The sequence below is a fragment of the Nocardia callitridis genome (assembly GCF_039543305.1).
Classification (GTDB): Bacteria; Actinomycetota; Actinomycetes; order Mycobacteriales; family Mycobacteriaceae; genus Nocardia; species Nocardia callitridis.
This window is the reverse complement of sequence record NZ_BAABJM010000003.1, coordinates 407,724-422,776: the sequence shown is the minus strand read 5'-3', so window position 1 is coordinate 422,776 and position 15,053 is coordinate 407,724. Positions and strand designations below refer to the sequence as shown.

The window sequence follows — 15,053 nt, the reverse complement described above, 5'->3', positions numbered from 1 at the left end:
GGACATGGGTGCGGCGATCGGCAAGCGTGGACGCCGATGAGTCCTGGTGATCTATAAATCCAGACCGAGGTCCAGGACGCGGACCGAGTGGGTCAGCGCGCCGACGGCGAGGTAGTCGACGCCGGTGCGGGCGTAGTCGGCCGCTACGTCCAGGGTCAATGAACCCGAGGACTCGAGTTTCGTGTTCGGCGACTTCGTGTTCCTCCGTTGGACCGCGGCTTGGGTCTGCCACAGGGGGAAGTTGTCGAGCAGCACGAGTTCCACGTTCTCGCCGAGGATCTCGTCGAGTTGTTCGAGGCTGTCCACCTCGACCTCGCAGTCGATATCGGGGGCGGCTTCGCGGACCGCGCGCAGGGCGGCGACGGCGGATCCGGCGGCGGCCACGTGGTTGTCCTTGATCAACGCGGCGTCGCCGAGGCCCATCCTGTGGTTCACACCGCCGCCGAGCCGCACCGCGTACTTCTGGAGAGCGCGCAGGCCGGGCAGGGTTTTGCGGCTGTCCCGGATCGCGCAGCCGGTTCCCTCGACCTCGGCGACCCAGGCGGCGGTGGTGGTGGCGATCCCGGAGAGGTGGCAGACCAGGTTGAGCATGGTGCGTTCGGCCGTCAACAGACCGCGTGTCGGGGCGACGAGGGTGAGTGCGGATTGCCCTGCCGCCACGGGTGTTCCGTCGGCTACTCGCTCGGTGACCTCGTAATTGTCGGCACCGATCACTTCGTCCAGAACCAGCAGACCCACATCGAGCCCCGCGACGACACCCGGCTGGCGTGCGGCCACGGTCGCCCGCACCCTGGTGTCCAGTGGCACGGTCGCCGCGGTCGTCACATCCGGGCCGTAGCGCAGGTCTTCATCGAGTGCGGTGCGGATGATCCGCAGCGTCTCGTCGCGATCGAGGGTGGGCTCGAGCACCATCGGTGCGCTCCTAATCATTTCGGCGAGTGCGCCATCCGGCGCACTCGGTGTCGTGGCAATCCGGCAATCGAGCACCCGAACTGCCGGATATCGAGTTGTACGCGCGCGGGCAACGATCTCGTACTCATGCGGACACCCGAGTCACCGGCCGCGGACGACCATCAGCGTCGAGGCGAATCGGAATGCTGTGGCGCAGAGCGTCATCAGGGCCGGGATGATCCGATCGCGTGTGGCAACCTCTGCTCTCGGTGCGGGCCAGTGCGGCTGACAGGAGGGCGCCTGCGGCAAGGGTGAGCGCCCGATCTTCCAGTGCGGCGGCAACTTCCGAATGGCTGCGGCGCCCCGTGGCACGAACTCCCCCTGTGGGGGCGCCGCCGTTCGCGAAACCGCCACCACTCGCAAGGCCACCACCGTGCACGTGGTCGCGATCATTCACGGGCTCCGCACCATTCGTGAGATCGCGGTCTCCTGCGAGACCCCAATGTTTCCCGAGTTCACGCCGAGTGATCGCGGCGGTGAGAAGTTCGCTCGCCTCGTGCAACCCCGCACCCGTACGCACGACGGAAGCGTGCGTGGTGAGCAGGCGTTGCACCACCTCGCGATCCGCGTATTCGAGGTCGGTGCCGGGTATTTCGGTGACGCGCGCGGTGATGTCGAGTCGTTCGGCGGCCGCGATACCCGCGCGTTCGCCGACCACGAGACCCTCCAACAAACTGTTGGAGGCCAGGCGATTCGCGCCGTGCAATCCGGTGCGGGCAACCTCGCCCGCCGCGTACAGACCGGCGACGGTGGTACGTCCGTGCGGATCGGTGAGCACGCCCCCGCACTGGTAGTGCGCCGCGGGCGCCACCGGAATCAGTTCGGTGCGCGGATCGATCCCGACGTCCGCGCACGAAGCGGTGATCGTCGGGAAGCGCTGCGCGAAACCGTCGATGGCTCGGGCGTCGAGGTAGACGTGCTCGGCGCCGGACAGGCGCATGCGTTCGGCGATCGCCCGCGACACCACGTCGCGCGGCGCGAGATCACCCAGCGGGTGCACCCCCTCGGTCACCGAACGGCCTGCTACGTCCACGAGCACCGCCCCTTCTCCGCGCACCGCCTCGCTCACCAGGGGCCTTCGCCCGAGCCCGCCCGCCGTGTACAGCACGGTCGGATGGAATTGGAGAAACTCGAGATCCGCGACGCTCGCACCCGCCCGCAGCGCCAGGGCGATACCGTCGGCAGTCGCCCCCTCGGGGTTCGTGCTCAACGCGTACAGCTGACCGCAACCACCGGTGGCCAACAGCACCGAGGGCGCATGCACCACACCGAACCCTTTGTCGGACAACACGATCACCCCGCACACCCCACGGGGCCCGGTGACGACCTCGTGGACGGCCGCGCCGAAGACCACCGGCATACCCGCCGCGTTCAGCGCACGCTGCACCTCGGCCCCGGTGGCGTCGCCGCCCGCGTGAATGATCCGCCGGGTGCTGTGCCCACCTTCCCTGGTGCGCGAGACCCCACCGTCGCGGCCGAGGTCGAAGACCGCACCCAGATCGGTCAATGCCGCGACCGCCGCCCGACCGCCCTCGACGATGGATCGCACCGCGTTCTCGTCACACAGTCCCACACCCGCCGTGATCGTGTCACGCACATGCAATCGCACCGAATCTTTGTGCGGCGCAACCACAGCGATGCCGCCCTGGGCGTATTGCGTCGCCGTGTCGGCGGGCCCGCCTTTGCTGAGCGTGAGAACGCGCAGCCCACGCGTCGATGCCGCGCGCGTCGCTGTCAACCCGGCGACACCGCCGCCGACCACCACCAGATCGGCGGCGGCCTCCCACTCGATCGAGGGCGAGGTCATCGACCCGCACCGGTTCGCGAGGTGAAAGCGGCCGCACGTCGCAGGGCAACGGCGCCGATGACGCTCATTCACCACCACCCGAGTTGCCGATGGCGATCATCCGTTGCACCGAATTGCGGCCGAGCGCGGCGGTTTCGGGGTCGACGTGTACTTCGTCGCGCCCCTCGACCAGGCAGCGAAGCAGTGCGGCCGGGGTGATCATCTTCATGTACTTGCACGAGGCGCGATCGTTGACGGCCTGGAAGTCGACATCGGGTGCGGCCTTGCGCAACTGGTGCAGCATGCCGACCTCGGTGGCGACGAGGACCTGGGTGGACTTGGCCGCCTTGGCCGCGTCGATCATGCCGCCGGTGGACAGGATGTGCACCCGGTCGGCGGGGAAGGATCCCTCGCCCGCGAGGTACAGAGCCGAAGTGGCGCAACCACATTCGGGGTGCACGAACAGTTCCGCGTCCGGGTGGGTGCGCGCCTGCTCGGTGAGCTCGTCACCGTTGATGCCCGCGTGTACGTGGCATTCGCCGGCCCAGATGTGCAGGTTCTCCCGGCCGGTGACGCGTTTGACGTGCGCGCCGAGGAATTGGTCCGGCAGAAAGAGCACCTCGCGCTCGGGGTCGATCGAGGCCACCACGTCGACGGCGTTCGAGGAGGTGCAGCAGATGTCGGTGAGTGCCTTCACCTCGGCCGTGGTGTTCACATACGACACCACCATCGCGTTCGGGTAGTCGGCCTTCCATGCCCGCAGCTCTTCGGCGGTGATGGAGTCGGCGAGCGAGCACCCGGCGCGTTGGTCGGGAATGAGCACCGTTTTGGCCGGACTCAGAATCTTGGCGGTCTCGGCCATGAAGTGCACGCCGCAGAAGACGATCGTTTCCTCGGGCGCCTCGGCCGCGATGCGCGACAGTGCCAGGGAGTCGCCCACGTGGTCGGCCACGTCCTGGATCTCCGGCAGCTGGTAATTGTGCGCGAGGATGGTCGCGTTGCGCTGACGCGCCAAGCGGCGCACCTGTTCGGCCCACTCCGGTGTCGCCTGTACTCCGGTGAACCCATGCGGCCCGTCGGTCACCTGCCCCATCAGCGGAGGCGCGAGTTTCGCACCAGTCGTCGCCATGATGGCTCCCTTCTCCATGCGAGGCGGTCACGCCGCCGATTCGCATCAAACCAGGTTTTCGACTTATAATCGAAAACGTGTCCCATAGTAGCACCGTCCACGAATCCCTCACCGCCGTGTTCCAGGTTCGACAGTTTCCAGCCAGAGCTAGCGCAGGTCAGGGCGTTGCCCATGGATCAAGGGAGGGTGATCGGTCTGGTCGGCATACCGAACTGTCGGTACTGCTCTGGGAGCGCGCCCTCGACCCACAGGCGGGAACGTGGTCGCTGCCCGGCGGCCGTTTACGCGACGACGAGGACCTCGACACCTCCGCGCGCCGCCAGCTCGCCGAAAAAGTCGACGTGCGGGAGTTGGCCCACCTCGAGCAACTCGCGGTATTCAGCGCACCCGATCGTGTACCGAGTCCCCGCCGCATCGCCTCGGCCTATCTCGGCCTGGTACCGCTGACCGCCGACCCACAGCTGCCCGACGACACCGCGTGGCACCCCGTCTCCGACCTGCCGGTCATGTCCTTCGATCACCGCACCGTCGTCGACCACGCCCGCACCCGCCTGGCCGCGAAACTCAGCTACACCAATATCGCCTTCGCGCTCGCCCCGGAGCGCTTCACCCTCTCGGTACTACGCGACATCTACTGTGCCGCACTCGGTTACGACGTCGACACCACCAACCTGCAACGCGTCCTCACCCGCCGCAAAGTCATCACCCCCACCGGCGCCACCGCCACCCCCGGCCGCACCGGCGGCCGCCCCGCCGCCGTCTACCGCTTCACCGAGTCCGGCTTACGCGTCACCGACGAATTCGCCGCCCTGCGCCCCCGCGCTTGAGCAAAGCGGGAAGTAGGTTGTCCGACAATCCTATTCAGCACGAAATGCGGGTGCTCAGGCGTCCAACGTCCGATTCTTGTGCTTACTCCCCCGCCGATACCGCCGCTTGTTCGCCAGCGGCTGTGCGGCATTGCCACGCCGCAGGGCGTCCCGTCGCCGCCAGGCCACCAAATCGGCTCGCTCACTTGCCTTCTCCTGCGGATCCGGCAGTGGTTCGCGCTTGTTCACCCCGGACTCCTTCCGCAGGCTCGACTGTTCCGGTCACGCACCGTAACCGCGCGCAGTCGACACGTCCACTGAATATCCGTGCTGGACGATGCACAGATATCGACGGCGGCCGCGAGGTCAACGCGGTGCCGTTCGGCACAGAGATACCGAATTCTATTGCAGATCAATGCTTTTGCACGAAAGCAACAAGCTCTTCGAGCGACGGGGCGTAACCGTCGGTGGTGTCGACCTCGAACGAGGGCACGTCCCACTCGACGCGCTGGAACCGTGTCGGCGGCCACGGCTCGGTGTCCGGTGCCGAATGTGCTCGACGCAACGGATTGTCCTTGCGCCGCTGGCGGATTCGCTGCGCGGCGAGGTCGCCATCGACCACGCAGTGCACGACGCGCGGCTCGGCCACCTGACGCAACGGCGCCAAGCCCTTCCGCCATAACCGATCCTGGAAAGCCGCCTCCGCGACCACGGTGACACCGCCGCGCAGCAGTAATCCCACGGCCTCGAAGAACGTGGATGTGGCCGCCAGGTTCAGCGCGTCCGACGGTCCGGGAGCACATCCCGGCGTGGCGTGCACCATGCCCTCTTTGATCTCGTCGCGGCACAACGCGGGACAGCCGATAACGTGCGCCACAGCGTGGGCCAGCGTGGTCTTCCCGCTGCCCGGCGGGCCGCTGACAACGACGAGCGTCGGTCGCCGCACCCCGGTCAGGCCGACTTCACCTGGGGCTTGGGCACCTCCGCGTTCGTGCGGCGCAGCAGGCGCTGAGGTAACCAGAACGCGAACTCCACCAGCCAGAACAGCGCCAGGTACACCGAGATGACGATCGCGGGGACGAACAGATAGATCACTGAAAGCACCGCGGTGAGGGTGAACACCGCCAGCGCGGCCGGGCTCGCGCCGCGCAGGTGGCTCGACAGTCGCACCGCGGTCCACATCATCCAACGCTGCGGCATGGAGACACCGCATTCGCGCAGGCAGCGGCGGAACAACCCGTCGCCGTCGGCCTCGCTCACCACCTTCGAGCTGCGCAGATAGTCGTGCAGGATCGCGGCTTTGGTGTAGACGCCATACGTCGGCACCAACCACACGAAAGGCCGTGGCACCGAGGCGAAATCGGTGCGGAACCCCGCGGGAATCTCGAAACTCTCGGTCTCACCGTGATACTCGAGCGGCTCGACCACCCGCCAGAACTGTGCGTCGATCTCCTCGACCACCGGACCCCGACCGACGAAAGGCACTGCCATCCTCCTGCTACTCGCGCAGTCTACGAATACCCCCGAAACAGCCGGGCCACACCTTGTTCGCCCAGCTATCGCTCGGAGTGCGTTCGCACGCGAAACGCACCGCGCCGTCCCCCTGCCGCGGTTCGAGCGAAGTGTCAGCGGCCGGGACGAGACTCCGACGACGACGAACCGGAACCGGCCTCCCCGGCCGGTTCGCCCCCACCGTATGCCACCGAGGCCGAATTCGCAGCCCGAGCACCCGAGTACGTGGCGGGCGCCTCGAATCCGGCTGCGGCGCCTTCGAATCCGGGACCGGGGCGCGGGCCGACGCCGAGATCGTCCGAGGAGTTCAACGCGGCCAGGAACATCACCACCAGCGAGGCGAACAACGGCTGCACGATCAGCGCCAGCCAACTACCCATTTCCACCGGCAAGGTGACGATCTGACCGACCGGCGGATTGTGCGGCCTCGGGTACTGCCACGCGGCGACCTGTTCACCCAGACGCGCCATCACGAACGCGCCGAGCAGGGAACCGAGCAACAAACCCACTTGGAGCAACGGCCCGCGCGCCGAACGCCACCGCCACGCCGCGAACGCCGACAACACTCCCAGCGCCGCGCCGAAGCACGCGAATATCGCCACCGCGTCGAATTCGTGCGCGCTTTCGCCGGTGAGCACACTGCCGCGTCCCGGCTCGACCACCAACAATTGCTCGCCGGGCACCAGCCGGCCCCAGACCACGCCGAGCAGAGCACTGACCACCACCACGGCGACCGCGACCAACACGCCGGCGCGCAATTCGGCGACCGCGGCGTTGCGACGAACCTGCTGGCCTACCATCAGCGACGCTCCAGACTCTTCGCGTCGATGACCCCGTGCCGCGAGCACTTCGCCCACCAACCATCCGGACTGACCTGCACGATCATCCTGCGACCGCACTGCTCGCAATAGCGCGGCGGCTCCAGCCCCAACGCGGCCGCGGCGGGCACCGGGGCGTCGAGATCGGCCTCGACCAGGCTCCCGGTGAACGGGTTGTAGCGCTCGTTCATTCCTGTCACAGTACTGACGGCACCCATGCCCCGTCGGCTCAGAGTGTTTCGTTGAGCGCTTTGATCGGCATGCTCAACTCGCCCAGCAGATCGAGGTCGGATTCCGCGGGTCGACCGAGGGTGGTCAGGTAGTTGCCGACGATGACCGCGTTGATGCCGCCGAGGATGCCCTGTTTGGCACCGAGGTCACCGAGGGTGATCTCCCTGCCGCCCGCGAAGCGCAGGATCGTGCGCGGCAGCGCGAGTCGGAACGCGGCGACCGCACGCAGCGCGTCGGCGGCGGGCAACACTTCGAGGTCGCCGAAGGGGGTGCCGGGACGCGGGTTGAGGAAGTTCAGCGGCACCTCGTCGGGGCTCAGGGCGGCCAGGTCGGTGGCGAATTCGGCGCGCTGCTCCAGGGTTTCACCCATGCCGAGGATGCCGCCGCAGCACACCTCCATGCCCGCCGCACGCACCATCCGCAGCGTCTCGAAGCGCTCCTCCCAGCTGTGCGTGGTCACGACGTTCGGGAAGTGCGAGCGCGCGGTTTCCAGGTTGTGGTTGTAACGGTGCACCCCCATCGCCGCGAGTTGGTCGACCTGTTCCTGGTTCAGCATGCCCAGCGAGCAGGCGACCTGAATGTCCACCTCGTTGCGGATCGCCTCGACACCGGCGGCGACCTGCGCCATCAGTCGCGCGTCGGGTCCGCGCACGGCGGCGACGATGCAGAATTCGGTGGCACCGGTTTTCGCGGTTTGCTTGGCGGCCTCCACCAGACTGGGAATGTCCAGCCACGCGGCGCGCACCGGCGATTCGAACAGACCCGATTGCGAGCAGAAGTGGCAATCCTCCGGGCAGCCACCGGTTTTCAGGCTGATGATGCCCTCTACCTCGACCTCGGGACCGCACCACCGCATGCGGACGTCGTGGGCCAGCGCGAGCAGTTCCTCCAGCCGGTCGTCGCCGAGGCGAAGCACCGCGAGGGTCTGCTCTGTGGTGAGTCCTTCGCCGCTGTCGAGCACGCGTTCGCGGGCCACGGCGAGGATGTCGGTGTCGACGGGGGTCTGGGTCACTGCACGAATCCCTTCGTTCGGCCGAGGTGGCCACCCAACTTGAACGGTGTTCAAGCTAGGGTAGCGGCGACAGTAGAGTCAACACATGACCGGAAGGGAATCAGGGTGCAATTACATCGAACCGACGTGATCGACGGTGCCATCGCGATTCTCGACGAATACGGTCTCGCCGACCTGACCATGCGCAAGCTCGCGGGCTCGCTCCGGGTCCAGCCCGGCGCGCTGTACTGGCACTTCCCCAACAAACAGGCACTGCTCGGTGCCGTCGCCGACCGCATCCTCGCCCCGATGGAAGACCAGGTCGCCACCGAGGACTGGGCCGATCAACTCGACGAACTCGCCCACCGCCTACGCGACAGTCTGCTCGCCTACCGCGACGGCGCCGAATTGGTCTCCGCGACCTACGCTTCGCGGCTCACCACCAGCAAGGGCCGCGAACGCATGGTGGCCGCGGCACTGCGCGCGGGCATGCCGCGACCCGAGGCCGAACTCGCGGCATTCACCTTGCTGCACTACATCCTCGGCCAGACCGTCGACGAACAGTCCCGCATCCAGATGGACTCGGTCGGCGCCCTCACCGAAGACGCCTCACCGCTCGCGGACACCATCGATGCCACCGCGCGCTTCGATTTCGGTCTGCGACTGTTCATCGCGGGCATCCAGCACCGGTTGGGTGTGCACCAGCGCTGATTACCCGACCAGCGCACACCCTGCGCGAGGCATCCACCAACGCTGACCACCAACCGGCTCTACGAGAAGAGCTGGTTCTTCGGCACAACCGGCACCGGACTGCCGATGCCGAGACCGGGCGACGCGGCGTGGTACTACGTCGTGCTCGCCTTCTTGGTGGCCGCCGCGCTGCTCATGGTGTTCATCCATCAGCGTCGGCTCGGCCGAGTGCTGCGTGGACTGTCGGAGGCCCCGCTCGCGGGTGCGCACCCTCGGACCGCACACCGGCCTACTGCGCCTGATCGTCTTCGGTATCACGGGCTACATCGCCGTAATCGGGGGCACACTCCATGGCAGCGACGCCGACCTACCCGACGAGCGCGGACCCCGGTGCGAATCGTCCTGCAGGACGGGGCAATCCGAGGTGGTCGCGCAAGGTGGTCCCGGTGTACTCGGTGCGGAACAGGCCGCGCGCACGCAGGATCGGCACCACCGTCTCGGTGAACACCGCCAACCCGCCGGGGTAGTACGGCGGCATCACGTTGAAGCCGTCGGCGGCACCGTTGCTGAACCACTCCTCGATCGTGTCGGCCACCTGTTCGGGCGTACCGGCGAACACCCGGTGCCCCCGAGCGCCCGCGAGCCGGTGCAGGAGTTGCCGCACGGTCGGACGTTCGCGCTGCACGATCCCGGCGACCACCTGGAGCCTGCTCTTGGCGTTGTCGGTGACCTCGCCCGCGTCGGCGAACAGCTCCGTGGGGATCACCTCGTCCAGCGGCAGGTGTCGCAGGCTCTTGCCCGCGATGTCCTCGAGCTGAATGAGACCGTATTCCGGCACGGTGAGTTCGTTGAACTCCCGTTGCAGGCGCAGCGCGCCCTCCTCGGTGTCGGCGATGAACGGGCTGATTCCTGGCAGGATCTTCACGTGCTCCGGGTCGCGGCCGAATTGCCGTGCGCGCGACTTGATGTCGGCGTAGAACGCCTGCGCGTCCGACAGCTGCTGATGCGCGGTGAAGATCGCCTCCGCGTACTTGCCCGCGAAACCGCGACCCTCGTTGGAGGCGCCCGCCTGCACCAGCACCGGGTGGCCCTGGGGGGTGCGCGCCGCGTTGAAGGGCCCGCGCACCCGCAGATGTTCGCCGACGAAATCGATCGGATGGATCTTGTCCGGATCGGCGTAGATTCCCGCCGCGCGATCGAGCAGGATCGCGTCGTCCTCCCAGCTGTTCCACAGGGCCAGCACCGCGTCCACGAATTCGCGCGCCCGCGCGTAACGCTGGGCGTGCTCGGGATGCGCCTCGAGCCCGAAGTTGGCGGCCGCGAGACTGGTTCCCGTGGTGACGATGTTCCAGCCGGCCCGTCCGCCGGAGATGTGGTCGAGACTGGAGAACAGTCGCGCCAGGTTGTACGGCTCGTAATAGGTGGTGGAGGCCGTCGCGATCAAGCCGAGATGGGTTGTCGCCGTGGCCATCGCGGTCAGCAGGGTGATCGGCTCCAAGCCCGGCGCGACATTGTGGCGAATATTCGTGCGCAACGCGGGACCGTCGGCGAAGAACACGCCGTCGAATTTGGCGGCTTCGGCGGTGCGCGCGATCTCCTGGTAGTAGGTGACGTCGTAGATGCGCTCGGGCCTGCTCTCGGGGTGCCGCCACGCCGCCTCGTGGTGCCCGGCCGGATAGATGAAGGCATTGAGGCTCAATTGGCGAGGTGTAGGCATACGACTCGTCTTTCGTCACGGTGGTGCGGGCAGGATTCGACGCGCGGACCACGCCTCGGCTCGACGCGGCCGGTGCCGAATCGCCGTGGTGGCGGAGCTGTTCGCGACAGCGGTGGACACCCGACAGTGAAGCAAGCCCGTGGCGTCGCGACCACCCTTTGTGTCAGCGTGAGGCCAACCCGCTCACCTCGGCGCACGCACCGAGGGGGCCTGCGGTGCCGCCGCGGTGCCGGTGGCACGCACCTGCTTTTGGAACTGCTGGATGAACGGCACCACCTGTTGGCCGATAATCGTGTTGTAGGCCTGCGGACGTTGCAGCGGATTGGCGTGCTCGGTATGCCGCGACAGCACCACCGACAGGGTGCCCTCGATCCCGCCGGACTGCTCGATCAACACACGATGCGAGTACACGTCGTCGACAACACGGTCGCGTGCGGCGTCGTGTGGTCGCACGAAAACGATGGCGGGGCGCGGCTTTCCGTCGACTCCCTCGGCGAGCGCGCGCAGGTCACCGACCGCACCACCCGCCACGATCGCGGTGAACTGCGCCTCGATCAGGCCGTTGCTCGCGGCGTCGCGGGAGAAGATCTTCTCCCGCAGTACCTGCTGCACTGTCTTGCGCAGCGCGTCGAAGCGGACGCCCGGCAGGGGTTCGCTCTTGTCGACGAACTGGTCGCGCCTGGCGTAGGTTTCCACGAGTGCCCGCAGTGTGCGGCTCTCGCGCGCGCCGGGCAACCATCCTGCCCACCGCAGCATCTCCTCGCCGCGGCTTCGGCTCTCCGATCGCACGGCGTTCAGGTCTACCGGGGTGCAGTCGAGTACCACGCCCACCAGTCGCCGATCACTGTGCAGGTGAATGTGTTTGGCGACCTCCAGCGCGATCACCCCGCCCATACTGTGCCCGACCAGCACCACGTTTCGCAGTCCCGACAGCTCGGCGGCACGAATGATGAGGTCCGCGATCACCTTGGTGTCGATACCTTGATTGTCGTAGCGAATCGCCCACACCACACCCATCCGGCGCAGCGAAGGCAACGCCGCCGCGGTGTCGCTGGCATCGAGCCCGCCGAGACCGACCATGTCGACGACGACGGTGTCCCAATCCGCCGGTGCGACGGGCGGGGCGACCGGCAGGATGGCCGGTTCGGTCCGCGCGAGCCTGGCCTGCTCGGGCAGGATGTCATGGCGCCAGTACTGGCCGAACAGCACAAGTCCGGCCAGCAGTAGTACGGCGACCCGGAGCACAGCCTTCCTGGTGCGGTGCAGCGTCCGCCAGCCCTGACCGAACCGCGTCTCGCGCAGCCGAGCCCTGCGTCGCGCATCGTCCCAATCCGACACTGTGGACGGGTGCCGATAATCCATCGGCGCCATTGCCTCCACTGTAGGCAACAGCGACATCGAGTGTCATTCGCTGAAAAGTAACCAGATCGGCGATAGGTCCGAAAACCCCAGCGGCTGACTCACATCCAGAGGCCGTGAGAAGACACCGAACCGGCGCCCCGGCCGGGTATTGGTCACTCGATCCGACCGACCTCGGCCAAGTTTGCCAGCTGATCGAGTGAGATGCGCCATCCGAGTTCGTTGTCTTCGGGAGGCACGCCGTCGGGGAGATCCTCGTGCACCCCGCGCAGCAGCGTGCCGCCATCGGCGTCCTCGAGGGTGTAGGTGATTGTTTGCTGGCCGGCGAGAGCGGGGTCGGCGGTCTCGAACTCGACGACCTGCACCACCAGCTGATCGGGCACCAGCCGCGCGAAGTGCCCGTGCGAGGTGTCGGTGCGCGCGGTGGTCTTCCCGGCCTCGGTCGGCGCGTCGTAGGTGAGCGAGATGCGGAAGCCACCGCCCGCCCGAGCCTCGAATTCGTGCACCACACTGGTCATTCCGGTGGGCACCATCCACTGCGCGACAGCGATCGGGTCCAGCAGCAACCGGTACACCGTCGCGCGCGGCGCCCGGATGTGCCGATCGACGCGAGTCACGGCCATGCGGCGAGCCTAGGCCGACACGACCTCGCCGCGGGTCTCGTTTCGCGCACTTCGCCCATCGGACGACGTCGCCGAACCGATCGATGCACGGATCGGCGACCAGGACGGGACGAACCACTCGGGCGCGGCCGCCGTGAACGCGGCGCGGTCGAGGGCGCCGCTGCGTTCGGGAATCGACCCGACGAGGTCGACACCGGTGACGCGCGGCAGGTCGACCCGATTGCATTCGGCGGCAAGGCTCGGGCTCGACGGCCACGAGCCGATCACCAGGCCCGCGCATCGTACGCCTTCTGATCGCAGTGCGCGCGTGGTCAATTCGGTGTGATTGAGGGTTCCGAGTTCGGCCGAGGCCACCACGAGCACCTCGGCACGCAGCTCGCGCGCGAGGTCGAGCAGGGTGAAATCGCCGAGCCGAACCAGCACTCCGCCCGCCCCTTCGACCAGGGTGAGATCGGCGTCGCCGAGCAGGTCGACCGCGGCGACGGTATCGGCGAGGGTGAGTTCCGGCAGTCCGGCACGTCGGGCGGCGGTGTCGGGCGCGAGCGGGTCGGGGTAGCGCGCCAGTTCGACGGTGCGCCGCACACCGCTGAGCCGTTCGACCTCCGCGAGGTCGCCCGGCTCACCCGGCGCCACCCCGGTCTGCCCCGGCTTGCACACCGCCACCGATGCCCCCGCGCGCGCGGCCAGCGCGGCCAGCGCCGCGGTGACCACCGTCTTGCCCACATCGGTCGAGGTGCCCGTAACCAGCAAGACGCTCATGCCGAGACCGTCTCGCGACCGCGTGCTCGCGCCAGTACCTCGGTGAGTACCTGGCCGATCACGGCCAGATCGTCGACGCTCAGATCGGCACGCGCGGTGAGCCGTAGCCGAGAGGTCCCCTCGGGCACCGAGGGCGGGCGGAAGCAACCGACCTCCACGCCCCGCGCGCGGCACTCCAGCGCGGCCTCGTAGGACACTCGCGCATCGCCGAGAATCACCGGGACCACCGCCGATTCCGGCACCGGCACGTCGGCGATCCGCGCGAGGTCGGCCGCGCGCGCGAGCACCCGGTCCGCACGTTCGGGTTCGCGACGCAGTACCCGCAGGGCCGCCCGCGCGGCACCGACGGCGGCGGGCGCGAGGCCGGTATCGAAGATGAAGGTGCGCGCCGCGTCGATCAGGTGCGCGCGCACCCGCGCACCCGCCAGCACCGCACCGCCCTGCGTGGCGAGCGACTTGGACAGCGTCGCCGTGATCACCACGTCCGGCGCGCCGGCGAGCCCGGTTTCGTGCACGAGCCCGCGACCGCCCGCGCCACGCACGCCGAGCCCGTGCGCCTCGTCGACGACGAGTACCGCACCGTGGTGCCTGGCGACCCGGTGCAGCGCGGCCAGCGGTGCCAGATCACCGTCGGCGCTGAACACCGAGTCGGTGAGCACGAGCGCGCGTTCCTCGGTGCGCGTGGCCAGCGCGCGCGCCACGGCGTCCACGTCGCGGTGCGCGGTAATCGCGACCCGTGCGCGCGAGAGTCTGCACGCGTCGACCAGTGAGGCGTGGCTGCCCGCGTCGGAGACCACCAGCGACCCGCGCCCGGCCAATGCCGTGACCACACCCAGGTTGGCCGCGTAACCGGAGGCGAATACCAATCCCGCTTCGGCGCCCACGAATTCGGCGAGTTCACGCTCCAGCAGTTCATGCTCGGCCGTGGTCCCGGTGACCAGCCGCGATCCGGTCGCGCCAGCGCCCCAACGGCGGAGGGCCGCCACCGCGGCCTCGACCACCTCGGGGTGGCGCACCAGGCCGAGGTAGTCGTTGGAGGCGAGGTCGATGGTCGGGGGGTGCGGGTCGCGCGGCCTGAGCCGACGACGCAATCCGGACAGCTCGCGGTCGGCGGCGCGCTCGTCCAACCAGATCAGTGGATCGGTAGTCACAGCCCAGCAGCATACTTGAACACCGTTCAAGATATAGCGGCCGCTGCGTCCGAAACACAATGTCGATCCCAGCTGCTACCGTGTGGGCATCTTTGGTGGGCGTCATCGTGCGTGCGGTGGCTGGGCATCTCCGGGGAGGAAGTCGGCAGCATGCCGCGGTGGGCGATAGTCGTAGAGGAAACAACCGGTTCGAGCGAAAGCAAGCGCTGGTCACCCCGTGTTCTCGCAGAGGTGGTGGGTAGTCGCGAACAGGCCATGACCAAGTTGGCCGCGCTCCTACCGACGTTCACCCCCGAGTACCCGAAAATCCGGGGCCGCCGCATCCTGTTGCGCGACGGCGATACCTATCTGCTGATCGTTCGCGGCTGGTCCGACGATTTCCACTGCGTGTTCCGCGTGTGGGAGATACTGTCCGACAGCGACCGCCCAGGGCCGGGCTGAGTTCCTCGCGTCGCGAATCACCGGAAGTCGGTTTCCTGGGTCTTCCCACGGTTGCCCGGTGTCGAGTTCGCCGATGCACCCCCGCTAGG

17 protein-coding genes are annotated in these 15,053 nt (G+C 68.0%); 3 read left to right on the top strand and 14 right to left on the bottom strand.

Annotated elements, in window-relative coordinates; genetic code table 11:
- Positions 1 to 51: 51 nt before the first annotated feature.
- The 3 genes from nadC to nadA form a co-directional block, all read right to left on the bottom strand.
- On the bottom strand, positions 52 to 912 hold the full coding sequence (gene nadC, locus ABEA50_RS19615; protein WP_345497006.1) for a carboxylating nicotinate-nucleotide diphosphorylase: 861 nt from the start codon (positions 910 to 912) through the stop codon (positions 52 to 54).
- Positions 913 to 1,036: 124 nt separating this feature from the next.
- The gene (locus ABEA50_RS19610) at positions 1,037 to 2,758 is read right to left on the bottom strand and encodes an L-aspartate oxidase (RefSeq protein ID WP_345497005.1); all 1,722 of its coding nucleotides are present in this window, start codon (positions 2,756 to 2,758) and stop codon (positions 1,037 to 1,039) included.
- A 64-nt stretch (positions 2,759 to 2,822) separates the two neighbouring features.
- Complete coding sequence (gene nadA, locus ABEA50_RS19605; protein ID WP_345497004.1) at positions 2,823 to 3,866, bottom strand: quinolinate synthase NadA; 1,044 nt, start codon at positions 3,864 to 3,866, stop codon at positions 2,823 to 2,825.
- 77 nt (positions 3,867 to 3,943) lie between these two features.
- Between nadA and ABEA50_RS19600 the strand changes: the two genes are divergently transcribed.
- A complete protein-coding gene (locus tag ABEA50_RS19600) occupies positions 3,944 to 4,693 on the top strand; it encodes an NUDIX hydrolase (RefSeq protein WP_345497003.1) in 750 nt (249 codons plus the stop codon).
- A 54-nt stretch (positions 4,694 to 4,747) separates the two neighbouring features.
- Here ABEA50_RS19600 and ABEA50_RS19595 read toward each other — a convergent pair whose 3' ends face one another.
- From ABEA50_RS19595 to bioB, 6 genes are all read right to left on the bottom strand, one after another.
- Complete coding sequence (locus ABEA50_RS19595) at positions 4,748 to 4,921, bottom strand: hypothetical protein (protein WP_345497002.1); 174 nt, start codon at positions 4,919 to 4,921, stop codon at positions 4,748 to 4,750.
- 163 nt (positions 4,922 to 5,084) lie between these two features.
- On the bottom strand, positions 5,085 to 5,618 hold the full coding sequence (locus ABEA50_RS19590) for an AAA family ATPase (protein WP_345497001.1): 534 nt from the start codon (positions 5,616 to 5,618) through the stop codon (positions 5,085 to 5,087).
- A gap of 5 nt (positions 5,619 to 5,623) precedes the next feature.
- Positions 5,624 to 6,163: a DUF1353 domain-containing protein gene (locus ABEA50_RS19585; protein WP_345497000.1), complete on the bottom strand. Its 540-nt coding sequence runs from the start codon at positions 6,161 to 6,163 to the stop codon at positions 5,624 to 5,626.
- A 134-nt stretch (positions 6,164 to 6,297) separates the two neighbouring features.
- Positions 6,298 to 6,984, bottom strand: a complete 687-nt coding sequence (locus tag ABEA50_RS19580; protein WP_345496999.1) for a DUF2567 domain-containing protein — start codon at positions 6,982 to 6,984, stop codon at positions 6,298 to 6,300.
- Positions 6,984 to 7,193 (bottom strand): biotin synthase auxiliary protein BsaP, encoded by a 210-nt coding sequence (gene bsaP, locus ABEA50_RS19575; protein WP_345496998.1) that lies wholly within the window; start codon positions 7,191 to 7,193, stop codon positions 6,984 to 6,986. Before bsaP ends, ABEA50_RS19580 begins: the two co-directional genes overlap by 1 nt.
- A gap of 38 nt (positions 7,194 to 7,231) precedes the next feature.
- Positions 7,232 to 8,245: a biotin synthase BioB gene (bioB, locus tag ABEA50_RS19570; RefSeq protein WP_345496997.1), complete on the bottom strand. Its 1,014-nt coding sequence runs from the start codon at positions 8,243 to 8,245 to the stop codon at positions 7,232 to 7,234.
- A gap of 105 nt (positions 8,246 to 8,350) precedes the next feature.
- Here bioB and ABEA50_RS19565 point away from each other — a divergent pair, with 105 nt between their 5' ends.
- A complete protein-coding gene (locus ABEA50_RS19565) occupies positions 8,351 to 8,935 on the top strand; it encodes a TetR/AcrR family transcriptional regulator C-terminal domain-containing protein (RefSeq protein WP_345496996.1) in 585 nt (194 codons plus the stop codon).
- A 346-nt stretch (positions 8,936 to 9,281) separates the two neighbouring features.
- Here the strand turns inward: ABEA50_RS19565 and ABEA50_RS19560 are convergent, their stop codons facing one another.
- The 5 genes from ABEA50_RS19560 to ABEA50_RS19540 all read right to left on the bottom strand — a co-directional run bounded on the left by ABEA50_RS19560 (position 9,282) and on the right by ABEA50_RS19540 (position 14,523).
- Positions 9,282 to 10,631 (bottom strand): LLM class flavin-dependent oxidoreductase, encoded by a 1,350-nt coding sequence (locus tag ABEA50_RS19560; RefSeq protein WP_345496995.1) that lies wholly within the window; start codon positions 10,629 to 10,631, stop codon positions 9,282 to 9,284.
- Positions 10,632 to 10,814: 183 nt separating this feature from the next.
- Positions 10,815 to 12,002, bottom strand: a complete 1,188-nt coding sequence (locus tag ABEA50_RS19555; RefSeq protein WP_345496994.1) for an alpha/beta hydrolase — start codon at positions 12,000 to 12,002, stop codon at positions 10,815 to 10,817.
- Between the two features lie 143 nt (positions 12,003 to 12,145).
- Positions 12,146 to 12,613, bottom strand: coding sequence for an SRPBCC family protein (locus ABEA50_RS19550; protein ID WP_345496993.1), 468 nt, complete (start codon positions 12,611 to 12,613; stop codon positions 12,146 to 12,148).
- Positions 12,614 to 12,622: 9 nt separating this feature from the next.
- Entirely contained in the window at positions 12,623 to 13,372 is a 750-nt protein-coding gene (gene bioD / locus ABEA50_RS19545) for a dethiobiotin synthase (RefSeq protein WP_345496992.1), read from the bottom strand.
- Positions 13,369 to 14,523, bottom strand: coding sequence for an 8-amino-7-oxononanoate synthase (locus ABEA50_RS19540; RefSeq protein WP_345496991.1), 1,155 nt, complete (start codon positions 14,521 to 14,523; stop codon positions 13,369 to 13,371). Before ABEA50_RS19540 ends, bioD begins: the two co-directional genes overlap by 4 nt.
- A 255-nt stretch (positions 14,524 to 14,778) precedes the next feature.
- Here ABEA50_RS19540 and ABEA50_RS19535 point away from each other — a divergent pair, with 255 nt between their 5' ends.
- Positions 14,779 to 14,964, top strand: a complete 186-nt coding sequence (locus ABEA50_RS19535; protein WP_345496990.1) for a hypothetical protein — start codon at positions 14,779 to 14,781, stop codon at positions 14,962 to 14,964.
- Positions 14,965 to 15,053 lie beyond the last annotated feature (89 nt).

Excerpts from the sequence above, each read along its gene's own strand:
- nadC (WP_345497006.1), bottom strand. The coding sequence starts at position 912 with ATGGTGCTCGAGCCCACCCTCGATCGCGACGAGACGCTGCGGATCATC.
- ABEA50_RS19610 (WP_345497005.1), bottom strand. The coding sequence starts at position 2,758 with ATGACCTCGCCCTCGATCGAGTGGGAGGCCGCCGCCGATCTGGTGGTG.
- nadA (WP_345497004.1), bottom strand. The coding sequence starts at position 3,866 with ATGGCGACGACTGGTGCGAAACTCGCGCCTCCGCTGATGGGGCAGGTG.
- ABEA50_RS19585 (WP_345497000.1), bottom strand. The coding sequence starts at position 6,163 with ATGGCAGTGCCTTTCGTCGGTCGGGGTCCGGTGGTCGAGGAGATCGAC.
- ABEA50_RS19580 (WP_345496999.1), bottom strand. The coding sequence starts at position 6,984 with ATGGTAGGCCAGCAGGTTCGTCGCAACGCCGCGGTCGCCGAATTGCGC.
- bsaP (WP_345496998.1), bottom strand. The coding sequence starts at position 7,193 with ATGAACGAGCGCTACAACCCGTTCACCGGGAGCCTGGTCGAGGCCGAT.
- ABEA50_RS19560 (WP_345496995.1), bottom strand. The coding sequence starts at position 10,631 with ATGCCTACACCTCGCCAATTGAGCCTCAATGCCTTCATCTATCCGGCC.
- ABEA50_RS19555 (WP_345496994.1), bottom strand. The coding sequence starts at position 12,002 with ATGGCGCCGATGGATTATCGGCACCCGTCCACAGTGTCGGATTGGGAC.
- ABEA50_RS19550 (WP_345496993.1), bottom strand. The coding sequence starts at position 12,613 with ATGGCCGTGACTCGCGTCGATCGGCACATCCGGGCGCCGCGCGCGACG.
- bioD (WP_345496992.1), bottom strand. The coding sequence starts at position 13,372 with ATGAGCGTCTTGCTGGTTACGGGCACCTCGACCGATGTGGGCAAGACG.
- ABEA50_RS19535 (WP_345496990.1), top strand. The coding sequence starts at position 14,779 with ATGACCAAGTTGGCCGCGCTCCTACCGACGTTCACCCCCGAGTACCCG.